Below are 15,745 nucleotides of genomic sequence, written 5' to 3'. Positions count from 1 at the left end.
CGTGAGGCAAACTTTTCAGCACCGAGAAGGTTGCAGGAACCCGAAGCGTACGCTTTCGAAGCGAGTTTTGCTCTGCAAAACTTTTAGGGAGGAGCGCAGTGTAGTCGAAACTACATGAGCACCGGACTTCAAGGGTGAGTGCAAGATTCGACGCCGAATTACTCCTCTGATATTGCTTCGTGATCAAAAGTTTACTAGTAGGTGCGGGCTTCGAAATAATGCCACAGTGCCTTCAAATCCCGGTGGGCAGGATAAGAAGACAGCTGCTCCGTTATATTCCAAGCCTGCTTCATGAACTCATGACTCATTTGAAGTGCTTCATCCAATGTACCACTGCGATGAATAAGCGCAATGGCTTCATCGAATGCATCATCTGGTGAATCTGCCTTCAACTCATGTATCTTCGCTGCGATCGATGCGTCACGCATGGCCAGAATGACCGGCAGCGTTGCATGTCCGTTTCGCAGATCGACCCCAGCAGGCTTGCCGAGTGATTCCGAAGATTGGGTGAAGTCGAGAATGTCATCCCGTACTTGGAACGCCATCCCGAGCTGATCGCCGAATGCGTACAACTGATCGATTACGTGTTCATCAGCGCCTGCTGCCTTCGCACCTAGCTGCAGGCAAGTTGCCATCAAGAGCGCCGTCTTGTTGCGCGTCTTCTCCCAATACGCATCAAGCGACAGGTCGAAGTTGTATTTCAACTCCATCTGCTGATATTCACCCAGACACAGCTGCGTCGTTGTAATCGACGCCAGATCATGTGCGTAAGGCTCATGATCCTTGCCGCTAGCTGTTAGCAATTCGATGACACGGCACATAATGTAGTTGCCAATGTGAACTGCGTCATAGATGCCTGTCTTGCAGTGCAGCGCTGGCTGGCCTCGGCGCGTATCAGACTGATCCAGAATGTCGTCGTGAATAAGTGACGCTACATGAATAAGCTCGGCAGCAGAGGCTAGTCGGTAGACATCTTCGGATTCCACGTCTGTGCCGAAGCGGCTGCCTACGATTGTCATCATAGGTCTAAGACGCTTGCCTCCTGCACGGATGAGATCCAACACGCTCTTCGCGACAATGGATCGGGAGGGGACATCCGGATCGTGCAGAATAACGCGTTCCAAATCCCGATTAATTCGCCGTAGGGAGATGTTCAGCTGATCGCTCAGCGTACCGTTAAATGATGCCATAGGAAGCCACCTGCTTATAATGAGTGGACACGAAACGGCCCATTCGTTGATGAAGCATCATATCCGAGGCAGTGCCCTCGACACGGCGAATCTGGATGCGCTTGTTCGTCGTTGCCAAGTCTATAATGAGCTGTGTCATTCCATGGCGAACGGCGAATTGATAGTATAGGCTGAGCAGGAAATCACCGTCCAACACAGCCTTGCCCGCGAGCTGTTCATCCTGCGGGACATGTTGATGTGTACGCAGTGCCTGACGAAGCAGCCAGTAGCAGCCGAGCAGCACTTGACGTTCCTGCTGCTGCATATCGTACGCATTCAGCATGCGAGCCATGTCGAGCAGCAGATGTTCATCCGTTCCAGCCGCCAATTGAATGCCGGTGATCGGCGGGAGATGCTGTGCCAGAAGGTCACTTGTTTGATTCAATAGTTGCCGATTCATGGGAACCCCCCGCTTCCCTCAGAAATAAGGAAAGTAATGTGACACGAAGTACACATTACTTTTCCAGTACACCATACCATCTATTCTTGTTGAGCAATTAATCCGTATACAGGTACCAGCGCTTCACGAACGGAATCTTCTTCCAAATGCGCTTCAGGCGTGGATACAGGTAGTAGTCCAGACCGAACGTGCTGCCGGAACCGCCGATAAGCGCGATGCCGCCGAAGAAGTACCAGAACATTTCATAAGGAGCCATACCGGACGTGTAGATCATGACGCCCATCGCAACAGTTCCGATCGATGCGATCGCTGTGAACAAGCCCAAGATCAACATAATACCGAAGATAACCTCAGCTGCAACCATGCAGCCTTGGAAGATGTAAGCCATTGCTGTATAGCCGCCATCGTTTGTATAGAACATCAAATCCATCGACCAATCGACAATGCCCTTGACGAAATCAGGCACTGGAATCGCCTTGATAGCCGTACTTGCACCTTCAACAGCGGATGCTGCTGTTTGTGCGTCAACCGTTGTATGAACTGCATCAACCGCTTGAGAAGCTGCAGTCACACCATCCATCGCCTTAGGCGGGATGAGGAACATCTGTGAAGGATCCTTCAGCAATTTCGATGCCTTCTCCCAACCTTGGGATAACCACATGAAACCGATATAGATCCGAAGCGGAACAAGCCAGAAATTCGGGGAACGCTTAGCAAAATGTCCACCGACGAAGCTGCGGCGATTCTTCACATGGAAGAATTCGTGCATCATGTAAGACCAGATCTTATGGAAGCCAAGTACTTGCAAGAAGTACACAATATTAATCATATGCTTGAAGAACATGGCCATGAAGCCAGTGAAGTGGAACATTTTCTTCGGCGTGCCGATAGCGGCTACCCCGTAGCGTCCACCGATACATACCATCGTACCGTGGAAGGTTGGCTTATACGACTTATGTGTGCCATTCTTCAAGTCAGCCACGATATTATGTGCGATAAGACCAGCAGAGTGCTCGGCGTTCTCAACCATTTGCGGTACAGGACGCTCTTCGCCTTCCGGAATATAGAAGATGTTGTCGCCGACAACATACACATTTTTGTGATCAACGGACTGCAATTTGTCATTTGTCAAAATGCGCTTGCGTCCTTGCTGCTGAACATCGAGGTTGCCTACAAGGTCAGAACCTTCGACACCAGCAGTCCAGATAACCGTGCTCGATTTAATTTCATTATCGCCAAGGACAACGGAATTCGGCGTAACGCCGGAAATCTTCGCACCTGTGATAATTTCAACTTTCATTTTGCGGAGATACTTGTCCGCTTTGTCAATGAGCTTCTGCGGCAGGATTGGCAGGATTTTCGGAGCCATATCTGCTACGACGAGGCGAACCTCAGATTCGTCCACATGGAACTCATGGCACAGCTCTTCGCGATATTCCGCCAATTCGCCGACCATTTCGACACCAGTGAAGCCGGCGCCAACAACGACGAATGTGAGCATTTGCTTGCGCAGCTCTGGATCTGAAATCTTCGTCCCGTCCATGAACATTTGACGAATTTGTTGCTTCAGTTTAACTGCATCCTCGAACGACCAGAGGGAGAAGGAATTCTCTTCTGCACCCTCGATACCGAAGAAGGATGGCTTACAACCTGTACCGATAACAAGATGGTCGTAATTGTAGGATTTCTTTCTGCCATGCAGCTTCTGTCCGTTGAAATCAATGTTCTCGATCTCATCCAGCACAACGTCTACTTTCAGACCTGCAAAGATTTGCTTCAGGTCCATTTTGATTGCTTCTTCTTCGACGCGGCATGCTGCAACCTCGTGCAGCTCCGTCATCATCGTATGGAAAGGTTTACGGTCGATGAGCGTAATGCGAATGTCTTTGTCTTTCTTCAGACGCTTCGCCAGCTTTTTCGCTGTCAGTACGCCACCATAACCGCCGCCCAATACAACGATCTCTTTCATGGTTTCACCCCGTTGTAATGCTTATTTGTCAATATTTAAAAATTGAACTATCTAATGCGAACAAGGGAGCTCCGCGAATAAAAAAGCGATATATGGCTCTCAAGCATTCATACGCTGCTCGTGCCCATTTTGCTTTCCTACTGCGGAGCTTCCGTGTTATCTCTATGTGATCAAGGAAGGAGTAGACTTATCTTACTTCGCGTTAGCCAGTGCTTCTTGAGCAAGTTTCACGAAGCTGCCAACGTGGATGGATACGCCGGATACAGCGTCTGTTTTACCTTCGTTGTTTACAGCGATCGCAGCTGGATCTTGCTTAGCGATAAGTTCTTGCTCCATTTTTTCAGCTTGCTCGTGCCATTCAGAAGAAGCACCGCCAGCTTTCATACCGTATTTGCCGTCTTGAGATTGCTTTTTCTTGGAATCTCCGCCGTCTTTATGAACGCCATCCCAGTTTACAGCTGTGATTTTGCCGTCTTTAACTGTGATGTCCATTGTTTCTTTCCAACCGGATTTCTCATCGAAATCAGGAGATTCTGCATGGAAGTCGCCGTCTTTCAATGTTACTTGAGCAGCGTCTTTATTCGCTTCTGTTGATGTGTTTGTTTCAGGTTGTTTTGCAGCTTCTTCTTTCTTATCTCCACAACCAGCCAACATACCTACTACCAATACTGCGGATAGTAACAGTACAAGTTTCTTTTTCATAAAGAGTCCCCACCTTTTCTTTAGTTCAAAATTACTTTGTGAAAATTATAACTAACCGATTTACAATGTCATTTTAACATTAACTCCCTCTATTTAATGTGATATATGTCACACATAAAGGGTAAATCTTTAACTAAACCAAACTTTTTCCACGACTGTTTATTAGCTGCGCATTGACGATGCGGCTATGTATGACAATATATTCCCTCCATATCGCTCACAATATACGAGAGGGGCATCGGTAACGTTCATCCATCCATGTAAAATAATAGCTTCCACTTAATATAAGGGATAATTGCATCGCTGTTCAGTGATATTTTTCTATTGGCATGAACGATATGCATATGGTAAAGTTATGGCTTGCGCCTGAGCGCCGCGGTTCGTAACCATCCCGCGTAATCAAAACTAGGGAGGAATTTTATTATATGTTCAACTTTACTTGGGGCATTCTGTTCGTCCTTGCGAACTTTGCCTTCTTCTTGATTTGCTACCGGGCATTTGGCAAGTCGGGACTATATGCTTGGATTGGTGTAATGACGGTCATCGCCAATATCCAAGTTGGCAAGACGATTGAGATGTTCGGCATTGTCATGACGCTTGGCAACACGGCGAATGCAACGCTGTTCTTGACAACGGATCTATTGAATGAAAAGTTCGGCCGTAAGGAAGCGAAGCGCGCAGTGTGGTTCGGGTTCTTCACGTTGATTATGACGACGATTATTATGCAGATGGCTCTTCGCTTTACGCCTGAGGCTTCTGATATGGCGCGTACGGCACAAGCATCGCTGTCGAATATTTTTGATTTGATGCCGCGCCTTGTCGTAGCAAGCTTGACCGCGTATTTCGTCAGTCAGTTCTTAGATGTGAAGCTCTTTAGTTGGGTGAAGGAACGATACCCGAAGGCAGGCCAATTGTGGATTCGAAGCAATGGTAGTACAGGAATTAGCCAAATGGCGGATTCGCTCGTATTTTGTACGATTGCGTTTGCTGGCATGGTGCCTTGGGATGTATGGTTCCAAATCTTTATTACTACTTATGTCATTAAGCTCATCATCTCGGTGTTGTCGACACCAGTTCTATATTGGGCTAGAAGCTTCCCTGTTCGTGAAGATGTAGAAGGGCAGCAAGCGAAGTAGGGAGCGCCAATGGTTGACTTGGTAAAGCGGTTCTAGCTTTCTTAATAAATGAAGACCCCGATACCGATATGAAGTTCTCCCTGTCAAGTGATGGGAGCCTATCACGGTGTTGGGGTCTTTGTATAGGGAGTTTGTCCGAGCGGTTCGCTCCCTGAGGGATTTTCTATGATCATGATTCAGCCGGCAGTTCCGCATGTATCGTCACGGAACCATTCCCGCTTGTTGCCCACACGCGTCCGCCTGCCCGTTCCACGATGTCGCGCACGATCGAAAGCCCAATGCCCGCACCACCGTACGTGCGCGAGCGTGAAGGATCAACTCGGTAAAATCGTTCGAACAAAAGCGTCAGATGCTCGGGTGCAATCTCCGCTCCAGTATTCGTAACCTCCACGCGGAGCATTTTAGCGTTTGCTTGCATCGATAAACGAACCGAATGACCATTCGGCGTATAGCGCATCGCGTTGTCGAACAGATTCTCAAATACGCGTAGGGCGTGAACTTTGTCGATCATGACGCAGACCGGGGAGGAAGGTACATCCTCTTGAAAAACAATTGCTTTTTCCTCCCATTTCGGCATATACCTTGAAGCGGCTTCTTGGGCAACGGATCGGAGATCGACCGGATTTGAGGGAATGGCCGCTTTCAAATCGCTCTCCGCCACAGCCAGGCGGTGAATGTCCTCCACCAGATAAACGAGCCGCTCTACCTCGTGGTAACATTTATCGAGCGTTTCGGGCTTTGCGGAGAGGACGCCGTCTTTCATCGCTTCCATATAGCCCCGTACCGTAGATAGCGGATTTCTGAGCTCGTGGGCTACGTCCGCCACAAGGCTTCTTCGAAGCTGTTCGATCCTCTCAAGTTCCTTGCCCATTTGGTTGAATGAACGAGCCAAATCGCCGATTTCGTCGTTCGATCGAATCTCTGCCCTCACGGTATAATCTCCGCTCGCGACTCGTTCAGTCAGCTTCCGCATCCCGGATAAGGGGCGGACGATCGAACGGGTGAACAGCCAGTTAATCCCAATGGAGAGGGGGATGATGGCTAGACTGGTATATAGAAGATAACGCCCCGTGGCCGATTGGAACATGAGGAAATTTTGGTACACCATCAAGCGGTTTTCTTCTATCAGTTGAAGCGTGTACTGACTAAATCCAATGCTGATTCCGGCTACCAGCAAAATTAAGACTAGCGCGTTAATCGCCAGGAGCTTGTAAATGAGTTTGATTTTCACCGTTTACCCTTCCTTTAACCGGTAGCCGATGCTCCGGACGGTTTCAATGAGATCGAATCCGGGATCAGTATCACGGATCTTTTGCCGGATATTTCCGATATGCACATCCACGATGCGGTCGACAACATCTTTATCGCCCAGCGGATACAGCACGTTCAGCAAATGCTCGCGGGTACAGACTTTCCCTTGCATTTTGAGCAAGGTGATGACAATTTGAGCTTCCTGGTACGTGAATTGCAGGGGTGCTTTCTTCCAATAAAACCGATGGCTTTCGGATTCGTATAACAAATTCGCGTTATTGTTCAAAATGAGCCCCGAAGCTTTCCGCTCCGACGTACGCATCCGGCGTAGAATTGCCTGCATCCGGGCGACGAGTTCTCGCGGGCTGAACGGTTTGCACAAGTAATCGTCGGCTCCACGTTCCAAACCCCGGATTTTGTCCTCTTCCTCGATTTTAGCCGTAAGCATGACGATAGGCGCACTGCTGATTTTGCGTATTTCCCAGCATGCCGTAGTACCGTCCATGAAAGGCATCATAATATCCAGAATGATGAAAGATGGAGCCTCAGTTTTCACCAGTTCAACAGCTCGCTGCCCATCGCTCGCGGCAAGCACTCGGCAGTTCAGTGCCCCAAAGTATTCCTGCAAAAACGAGACGAGCGAAGCATCATCGTCCGCAATCAGAATAGGACCTTCAAGCTGCAGCTTATCCATCGGAACGTTCACCTCCACGGCTATCATTTTATCAGACATGATGCTTTCATGTTCTTTATATGATCTTTACAATTCTCCGTTACATTGGTCAAGAGCCCCATCTTACGTTGGCTCAAAACTTTTCCAGTGAGGCGATGAGTGAATGATGGTAAACAAAATGATAAAACCTGTACTTTTTGCCGGAATGGTACTTTCCGTTATTCAACCGGCGATTATTTTGGCTGCTGATAACAATTTGGCTTCGATCTCGGCTGCGGGAAACAACACCGCTGCGGCAATCCGCCCCTTTGACGGCGAGATTATCAATAACTCATTGGCCGTAAGTCTCGACGAGCAAACTGCGGTTGTCTCGGATAGTCGTCAGCCATGGATTCGAGTCTATGATCTTGCCAAAGGAACTTTGCGTAAGGAGATCCGCGGCTTTGTCACACCAAGAAACATTATGTTCATTAACGGCGGTACGCAGTTTGTCGTTTCGGATAGCACACTGGGCACCCTGCGATTTTACAACACGGAAGACTTGGCATTGAAGGATGAGGTTGCAGTAGGTCAAGGCGCATTTGGAACTGATGTCACCGCGGACGGAAATACCATGTATGTCAACAATGAAGCCAAAAGTACAGTAACGGTTGTAGATCTCGGGCAGCATAAGACGACCGCTGTCATTCCGGGATTCTCCCAACCTCGTCAAGGGATAAAAGTATCTCCCGACGGTCGTTATGTGTTTGTTACTAACTTCAAGGGAGACAAGGTATCGGTTGTGGATGTCAAAACCAATGCAATCATACATGAGATCTCCGGATTCTCGAAGATTCGAGCGATTTCAATATCCGCCGATGGCTCTACCATGTATGCGGCAAACAGCGGGCGTAATAGTATTGCCATAGTGGACATCTCGCAAGGCAAAATCATTGGCGAGGTAAAGGTTGGGCGCGATCCTTACGGCGCATCCCTTTCTCCTGATGGAAAGATCCTTTTTGCCAGCAACAAGCTGGATAACTCCATTAATATAATCAGCACCTCCGATAACAGCATCATCGGGAGTATAAAAGGATTTTTAGAGCCCCGGCAAGCGATCAGCTTCAGCAAGGATGGAAACTTTGCTTATGTCCTTAATCGCGATCTCTCCATTTCTCGAGTGGATGTGAAGGCTGGTATGATTCTTGATACTGTAAGCGATAAAGATGATATTTATTATGATGTCAAGGTCAATGTTAAAGGCAATCCGATTCAAAGTGAAGAGTATCCTTATTATAAATCCAAAGCCGACATCATTTATGTTCCTGTACGTTTCGTTTCAGAGGCTTTGGGTGCAACAGTGGAATGGAATAATGATTTTCAAACCATTCAAATCAACTACAACGGCACAATCAATTCAGTTAACGTGGGAGGTAAAACCGCATTGGCTGGTGATCAACAGATCCAACTCGATGATCCGGTTGAAAAAAACGGGGAACGCACCTTTGTTCCGTTAAGCTTTATTTCGAAAGTCATGGGAGCCAGCGTAAAGTGGGATAATCCAAGCAGAACAGTAAATATTACGCCGGTTTAAGTAATGATATAAAACGCTGCCTAGTCAATTGGTAGCCCTTGCATGAGCTTTGATTCTCTACGCCAAGAAATCAATGAGGTAATTATTTTGAGTTAAAATGGAAGATTGCCCCTTGTTTCACATGGAACTTTTTTCGACAGGAATCTAGTGAATATGAGCAATCTGCTGTCATAAAGCATACGAATAACGAAGTTGATGGGAGATATGAGCATTGCCCCAATGATCAGCGGACACTTTGCAATTTCTGTTTGTCACTGGACTTTCTGATGGATGAGGACTATAATTACCCGTGTAATAGGTAGCTTCGATAACTGCATATGCACGCTAGGGGTGCTGGAATTTGGCCGGCTGAGATTGTATCCCATTAAGATACCGACCCTTACACCTGATCTGGGTAATGCCAGCGTAGGAAAGACGTTGAACCGCGTCATTATTGTTATAATTAGGTTGCTTGCTTATTCGTCATGCTCTGCATGAATGTGCGCTGCTTTGGGCAGAATGGACATGATTGCAGTACGGATGAACGAATGCCGGATGACCTTATTGACGTGATTCATCGTATGATGCACATTCGCATATACGCGTAGAACGGCACACAAAGCGTCCCAGAGGGGGCGCTTTTTTTTGTGGATCTGAATCGTGTTGCAGGACGGCGGGACGGGAACTTGCTCATCCACACATATACGATCGAGCGGATCGTCCAACTGGTGAACGCGGCAGGCGTTATCGAAGCACTTTCTAATTTCATGATCGGCTCTCCACTAGTGAGGGAAGGAAGAAAAGGGGGATTCATCATATGCAACGGACACGCTTTACACGAGGGTTGATGCTGGCGCTCGTTATCATGATGACATTTGCGCTCGCTGCTTGCGGCGGCAAGGGTCAAGAAGCAGGACAAGGGAGTCAGGCAGAGGGGAACACGACTCAGGAGCAAGGAACGGATAAGTCGAAGGAGAAACGCGACATTAAGCTTGTGCTTGATTGGACGCCGAATACGAACCATACTGGCTTGTATGTCGCTAAGGAGAAGGGCTACTATGAGGAAGAAGGTCTGAATGTTGAGATATTGCAGCCGAGTACTGGCGCATCAGAGGCGATGATCGCATCGGGAGAAGCGCAATTCGGTGTTAGTGTTCAGGAAAGTATTACGATGGCTCGACAACAAAATGTTCCGATCGTGTCGATTGGTGCGATCATTCAGCATAATACATCAGGCTTTGCCGCGCCGAAGGACAAGAACATCAAGTCACCTAAGGACTTTGAAGGCAAAACGTATGGCGGCTGGGGCTCTCCGGTTGAGGAGATGATTATCCGCACGATTATGGAAAAGGACGGCGGCGACTACAGCAAGCTGAAGAGCGTCAACATGGGCAATGCCGATTACTTTACAGCCGTGAAGAAGGATATTGATTTCGCGTGGATCTTCTACGCTTGGACAGGTATCGAAGCAGAGCTTCGCGGTGAGCCGATTGATATGCTGTACGTCAATCAATATGCGAAGGAACTCGATTATTATACGCCGGTTCTTTCGACAAGCGAGAAGCTGATCAAGGAAGATCCTGAATTGATTAAGGCATTCATGCGTGCTACGTCCAAGGGATATCAATATGCGATTGACAATCCAGAAGATGCAGCCAACCTGCTGCTTAAAGCTGTGCCGGATTTGAACAAAGACCTGGTTATCGCAAGCCAGAAATGGCTGAGTCCGAAGTATAAAGACGATGCACCTCGCTGGGGCGAGCAAAAGCGTGACGTATGGGCAAATTACATGAATTGGCTCGTGGAGAACAAATTAATGGATAAGAGCATCGATGTAGACAAGGCGTTTACGAATGACTTCTTGCCAGCTTCATAAGCCTATACGGTTATAGGAATAGGCAATGGGCGCATATGCGCCCTTTTGCTGTATATCGTTACCTGTGTATATCGTTACAGGGTATCGATACGAGATAATCGTCACCAAGACCGTTACAAGTTGATCATTACATGAGGATTGAGAAAGAGGAGGAGAAGCAAGATGGCGAACAGTTTAGTAAGTATTCAGATCGTTCCGAAGACGAAAAATGGGGAAGACGTAATTCCCTATGTAGATCGTGCAATCGAAGTCATTCAAGCATCGGGTGTGAAATATCAGGTAAATCCACTGGAGACAACGATGGAAGGCGAACTTAGTGAACTCTTCCGTATTATTGAGGATATGAACAAGGCCATGATTGAGATGGGAAGCATCAATGTATTGTCGCAAGTGAAGATTGTGTATAAGCCTTCCGGCATTACGATGGATGAATTGACGGTGAAGTACCGGCCATGAGTGGACGTCGAATCGCGAAGATCGGTCCTCCGATCATTGCATTTATTCTATTCCTCGCCATATGGCAGGCAGGAGTAATGGTGTCAGGCATTGAGAAGTGGATGCTGCCCAGTCCGCTCGATATTGTACAAGAGGCCGTGAGCAATGGGGGCGGACTGCTTATGCATACATGGGCTTCCGTTCAATTGACGCTCATTGGCTTCTGTGTAGGCACCGCTGTCGGCCTGCTGCTGGCTTGTTCGCTTCATCCGATGCCGTGGCTGAAGCGGGCGATCTATCCGCTTGTCATAGTCAGTCAGAATATCCCGACAATTGCGCTGCTTCCGCTGCTCATGATCTGGTTCGGCTTCGGTCTCATGCCGAAGATTGTCACCATTACGCTGGTATGCTTCTTCCCCGTATGCGTGGCTACCCTGGATGGTCTTGCCCAGACAGACCGCACGATGATGAATTATATGCGTATGGCGGGCGCGAGCCGGTCGCAGCTGTTCTGGAAGCTGGAGCTGCCCCATGCACTTCCATCTGTCTTCTCAGGCTTGAAAATAGCAGGGACGTATAGCGTGATGAGTGCGATTATTTCCGAGTGGCTCGGGACGGACAAAGGGATCGGCTACTACATGGTACTGCAAAAAGCAGCCTATCGCACGGATCGCATGTTCGTGGCAATCGCAGTTGTCATTCTATTGAGCTTGGCCATGTTCGGCCTCGTATGTGCATTGGAACGGCTGCTCATTCATTGGCGCCGTGACAATAAGCAGGGGTGAAGGGGGAGCGTTAAAGATGATTACAACAAACGAACAACAGCCAGTTGCCCAGCGAGATGCTGATCATGTGCATCAGCATGAGGCAGTACAGAAGCAGGCCGCTCTTGAGCTGCGTGATGTCAGCATGTCATTTGACGGTCGAGCGGGACGGCTTCATGTGCTCGATCAAGTATCCATTACGGTGCAAGCAGGAGAGTTCGTCTCAATTATTGGCCCATCCGGATCGGGGAAGAGCACACTGTTCCATCTCATTGGCGGTCTGCTTCGTCCATCAGAAGGGGATATTCTCGTCCATGGGCAGAACGTGGTTGGTCAGACAGGCCATATCAGCTATATGCCGCAGCAGCCCGCGTTGTTCCCATGGAGAACGGTGGAGGACAATGTTATCCTCGCTCCAGAAATTGCAGGCAAGCCGAAGAAGGAGGCGCGGGAGCAAGCGCGCCGCTGGCTAAGCAATGTTGGATTGACGGGTTATGAACGCTCGTATCCGCATGAGCTGTCCGGTGGCATGCAGCAGCGTGTCGCCTTCCTACGCGCAATGATGAGCCCCCATGAGCTGATGCTGCTTGATGAGCCGTTCAGTGCACTTGACGCGCTAACACGCAGTGATATGCAGCGCTGGCTCATTGACCTGTGGGAACGCAATCGCCGCTCGGTGCTGTTCATTACACACAGCATTGAGGAAGCGCTGCTGTTGTCAGATACGATATATGTACTATCCAACCGCCCCGCGCAAGTGTTAGAGCGAGTGGCTGTCCCGTTCGCGCGGCCGCGAACGGAAGCGCTGGCTTCTGAGGCCGAGTTCGTCCGCATGAAGCGCGAACTGTCCGATCTGCTGCGTAGTATACAATCTTCATCTCCTATACGCTGAAGCGTGAAGCTGTCTCTTAATAAGAGGCAGCTTTTTTTGGGGAGAATATAGAGATGAGATGCAGCCCTTTCTAATCCCTTATTGTCTATCCATCTCAAATCTTATATGTGTATCCTGCCCGCTGCCTGGAATGACCCGCTGTTCATTTTCTGGTGGAAAAAGTTAGAGGCAAAGATTATAATTAAATCTCGTTAGACATGGATAGCCGCAACTCTGTGCATTGCTGTATAGAGATGACGGTGTGTCCTGAGGAGGAATGAATTCAAATGATTACGAAAGAAAGCAATCTGCGGATGGTCGTTGCCGGCCTGCTGCTTGGTATCCTGATGGCAGCCATGGACAATACGATTGTTGCAACGGCGATGCCAACGATTGTAGGCGAGATGGGCGGCTTCAATTTGTACGTGTGGGTGACGTCAGCCTACATGGTAGCGACAATGGCAGGGATGCCGATTTTCGGAAAGCTGTCCGACATGTATGGCCGCAAGCGGTTCTATGTGTTCGGTTTGCTCGTCTTCTTGGTCGGCAGTGCGCTGTGCGGAACAGCGGACAGCATGATTCAGCTTGCAATTTACCGCGCGATTCAAGGGATTGGCGGCGGTGCCGTCATGCCGATCGCGTTTACGATTATTTTCGATGTGTTCCCGCCTGAGAAGCGGGGCAAGATGACGGGGTTATTTGGTGCGGTGTTCGGAGTATCGAGTGTGGCGGGCCCTCTGCTTGGCGCATACATTACCCAATATATCGGTTGGGAGTGGGTATTCTACATCAACTTGCCGCTTGGCCTTATCTCCCTATGGTTCATTATGCAGTTCTATAAGGAGAAGACTACGACCAAGAAGCAGCGCATTGACTGGGGCGGAGCCATTACGCTCGTCGTTGCAATCGTCAGCTTTATGTTCGCGCTTGAGCTTGGAGGCAAAGAGTACGCTTGGGATTCAACAGTTATTATAAGTCTATTTGCGATATTCCTTGTGTTCTTGATCGCCTTCTTGATCATTGAGACACGGGTGCAGGAACCGATTATTTCGTTCAATCTGTTCAAGCGCCGCTTGTTTGCGGCAAGCCAGGGTGTCGGCTTCTTCTACGGGGTGTCGTTCGTGATTGCTACCGTATATATCCCGCTGTTTGTCCAATGGGTATATGGAGGCTCGGCAACAGATAGTGGTCTCGTCTTGACACCGATGATGATCGGTTCCGTTGTGACGAGTTCGATTGCCGGTATTATGGTTGCGAAGCGCAGCTACCGCAGTTTGATGATCGTATCCGGTATTTTCTTCATCGGCGGTATGTTCGCGCTCAGTACGATATCGACAGAAACACCTCGTACGTTGTTGACGCTGTATATGGTCTTAACGGGACTTGGTGTAGGCTTCTCCTTCTCCTTGCTCAGCATGTCCTCTATGCACGGCATGGAGTTTCATCAGCGTGGCGCAGCGAACTCGACCGCTTCCTTCTCACGCTCGCTTGGGATGACGATTGGTATCACCTTGTTCGGTACGATCCAGTCGCATATGTTCCAAGGGCGTTTACAGGAGGTAATGCCTGCGGGCGGTCCAGCGATGGAGCTTAAACCCGAGACACTAATGAGCGGGCAGATGGGCGATCTTCCGCCTGAAGTGGCCCGGGGTCTGACAACAGCTCTCGCGGACTCGATTGCTAGCACCTTCCAATGGGCCCTCATCCCAGTAGCATGTGCGCTTGTGTGTATTGCGCTTATGGGGAATGCTCGGATGATTCGAGGGGATCAAGGTCAGGGTCGTGGCGAAAATTCGAATGAGGCAAGTGAATTGAGAGCCGGAGAAATGTAAAGAAAGCAAGGCCGTAGCCTTTGAAGTGAATCGCCGCAGGATACTCGTCTAAGACGTGACGCCTGCGGCGTTTTTTGAGATGGGGGTTGAACACAATGAACGAATATGAAGTGCATGTTGTGGATGCACATATACATATTGATGGATATAAGCAAGCAGCAGTCGCAGAACTGGAAGCGTCACTAAACCATCCATACTTGGATTATGTGATTGCGGTGTCTATGAATCTTGCCTCTTGCCACCACACCGAGCAATGGGCGAATCGTTATCCCGGCAAGGTACTCCCTGCATACGGATTCCATCCTGAGCAAGCACTTCCAAGTGCTGACGAGCAGGAAGGGCTGCTGGCTTGGCTTGAGCTGTATAAGGAGAGCATGATTGCCATTGGTGAGGTTGGTTTGCCGTATTATATGCGGGAGGAGTCGCAGAAGCGAGGTGACTCATTTGACCGCTACCCCTATATAGAGCTGCTTGAATTGTTCGTGCAGCGGGCTGCTGCATGGGATTTGCCAATTGTGCTTCACGCCGTGTACGATGACGCTCCGATTGTCGTTGATTTACTAGAGCGATATAGTGTGCGTCGCGCGCATTTTCACTGGTTCAAAGGAGATGGGAAGACGATATCCCGCATGGCTGACAACGGTTATTTCATCTCATTTACGCCAGATATCCATTATGAGGATGAGATCCGCGCGTTGGCCAGACAGTATCCAGTGGAGCAGGTGATGACGGAAACGGATGGGCCGTGGCCATTCGAAGGGACATATACAGGCCGACATACGATGCCCATTATGGCGTACGATGTTGCCATCGAGTGGGCTGCGCTGCAAGGTATGGACATATTGGAAGCTTCGAGGCTGCTGCGTGCGAATGCGCAGCGCTGTTACGGGGTATAAAGGTAGAAAGGACACATGTTGATGCAGCAAGCATGCTGCTTGGCTTAGTCAATAAGGATAGATGATTGTAGATAGGAATTCGCTGATTTATGTAGATGGCGTATTTATGGGTACTTAACAGGGGATTGTCCATACGAGTCAATGCTCCGACGAAGAACA

At 49.0% G+C, this 15,745-nt stretch carries 15 protein-coding genes and 1 riboswitch; of the genes, 9 read left to right on the top strand and 6 right to left on the bottom strand.

Translation table 11 applies throughout. The annotated features are described in order from the left end of the window. Nucleotides 1-194 precede the first annotated feature (194 nt). From PBN151_RS12035 to PBN151_RS12020, 4 genes are all read right to left on the bottom strand, one after another. Entirely contained in the window at nt 195-1,190 is a 996-nt protein-coding gene (locus PBN151_RS12035; RefSeq protein WP_072729115.1) for a polyprenyl synthetase family protein, read from the bottom strand. Continuing rightward, nucleotides 1,177-1,629 (bottom strand): hypothetical protein, encoded by a 453-nt coding sequence (locus PBN151_RS12030; protein ID WP_021257251.1) that lies wholly within the window; start codon nt 1,627-1,629, stop codon nt 1,177-1,179. Before PBN151_RS12030 ends, PBN151_RS12035 begins: the two co-directional genes overlap by 14 nt. A 97-nt stretch (nt 1,630-1,726) precedes the next feature. Continuing rightward, nucleotides 1,727-3,598, bottom strand: coding sequence for an FAD-dependent oxidoreductase (locus PBN151_RS12025; RefSeq protein ID WP_028533364.1), 1,872 nt, complete (start codon nt 3,596-3,598; stop codon nt 1,727-1,729). Nucleotides 3,599-3,790: 192 nt separating this feature from the next. Further along, the gene (locus tag PBN151_RS12020) at nt 3,791-4,300 is read right to left on the bottom strand and encodes an FMN-binding protein (RefSeq protein WP_072729114.1); all 510 of its coding nucleotides are present in this window, start codon (nt 4,298-4,300) and stop codon (nt 3,791-3,793) included. 425 nt (nt 4,301-4,725) lie between these two features. Here PBN151_RS12020 and PBN151_RS12015 point away from each other — a divergent pair, with 425 nt between their 5' ends. Then, nucleotides 4,726-5,436, top strand: coding sequence for a queuosine precursor transporter (locus tag PBN151_RS12015; protein ID WP_021257248.1), 711 nt, complete (start codon nt 4,726-4,728; stop codon nt 5,434-5,436). A gap of 169 nt (nt 5,437-5,605) precedes the next feature. On the opposite strand, the gene PBN151_RS12010 is transcribed toward PBN151_RS12015, so the two are convergent. Both PBN151_RS12010 and PBN151_RS12005 read right to left on the bottom strand, forming a co-directional pair. Continuing rightward, complete coding sequence (locus tag PBN151_RS12010; protein ID WP_072729113.1) at nt 5,606-6,667, bottom strand: sensor histidine kinase; 1,062 nt, start codon at nt 6,665-6,667, stop codon at nt 5,606-5,608. Between the two features lie 3 nt (nt 6,668-6,670). After that, complete coding sequence (locus PBN151_RS12005; RefSeq protein WP_227774594.1) at nt 6,671-7,408, bottom strand: response regulator transcription factor; 738 nt, start codon at nt 7,406-7,408, stop codon at nt 6,671-6,673. Between the two features lie 115 nt (nt 7,409-7,523). On the opposite strand from PBN151_RS12005, the gene PBN151_RS12000 reads away from it, so the two are divergent. From PBN151_RS12000 to PBN151_RS11965, 8 genes are all read left to right on the top strand, one after another. Beyond that, the gene (locus PBN151_RS12000) at nt 7,524-8,933 is read left to right on the top strand and encodes a stalk domain-containing protein (protein ID WP_072729111.1); all 1,410 of its coding nucleotides are present in this window, start codon (nt 7,524-7,526) and stop codon (nt 8,931-8,933) included. 316 nt (nt 8,934-9,249) lie between these two features. Next, a riboswitch (TPP riboswitch) is annotated at nt 9,250-9,363 on the top strand. Nucleotides 9,364-9,559: 196 nt separating this feature from the next. Next, the gene (locus PBN151_RS11995) at nt 9,560-9,760 is read left to right on the top strand and encodes a hypothetical protein (RefSeq protein ID WP_072729110.1); all 201 of its coding nucleotides are present in this window, start codon (nt 9,560-9,562) and stop codon (nt 9,758-9,760) included. Beyond that, nucleotides 9,730-10,788 (top strand): ABC transporter substrate-binding protein, encoded by a 1,059-nt coding sequence (locus PBN151_RS11990; RefSeq protein ID WP_072729109.1) that lies wholly within the window; start codon nt 9,730-9,732, stop codon nt 10,786-10,788. The genes PBN151_RS11995 and PBN151_RS11990 overlap by 31 nt, the downstream gene beginning before the upstream one ends. 162 nt (nt 10,789-10,950) lie before the next feature. Continuing rightward, nucleotides 10,951-11,244, top strand: a complete 294-nt coding sequence (locus PBN151_RS11985; RefSeq protein ID WP_021258968.1) for a thiamine-binding protein — start codon at nt 10,951-10,953, stop codon at nt 11,242-11,244. Further along, nucleotides 11,241-12,008 (top strand): ABC transporter permease, encoded by a 768-nt coding sequence (locus PBN151_RS11980; RefSeq protein WP_072729108.1) that lies wholly within the window; start codon nt 11,241-11,243, stop codon nt 12,006-12,008. The genes PBN151_RS11985 and PBN151_RS11980 overlap by 4 nt, the downstream gene beginning before the upstream one ends. 16 nt (nt 12,009-12,024) lie before the next feature. After that, a complete protein-coding gene (locus PBN151_RS11975; RefSeq protein ID WP_072729107.1) occupies nt 12,025-12,879 on the top strand; it encodes an ABC transporter ATP-binding protein in 855 nt (284 codons plus the stop codon). 266 nt (nt 12,880-13,145) lie between these two features. Beyond that, nucleotides 13,146-14,690: an MDR family MFS transporter gene (locus PBN151_RS11970; RefSeq protein ID WP_072729106.1), complete on the top strand. Its 1,545-nt coding sequence runs from the start codon at nt 13,146-13,148 to the stop codon at nt 14,688-14,690. Between the two features lie 95 nt (nt 14,691-14,785). Then, nucleotides 14,786-15,586: a TatD family hydrolase gene (locus tag PBN151_RS11965; protein WP_072729105.1), complete on the top strand. Its 801-nt coding sequence runs from the start codon at nt 14,786-14,788 to the stop codon at nt 15,584-15,586. Nucleotides 15,587-15,745 lie beyond the last annotated feature (159 nt).

This window comes from Paenibacillus sp. NAIST15-1, from assembly GCF_001894745.1.
GTDB lineage: Bacteria > Bacillota > Bacilli > Paenibacillales > Paenibacillaceae > Paenibacillus_B > Paenibacillus_B suaedae.
Note: the sequence above shows the minus strand (reverse complement) of the source record. Positions and strands in the feature narration are given on the sequence as shown.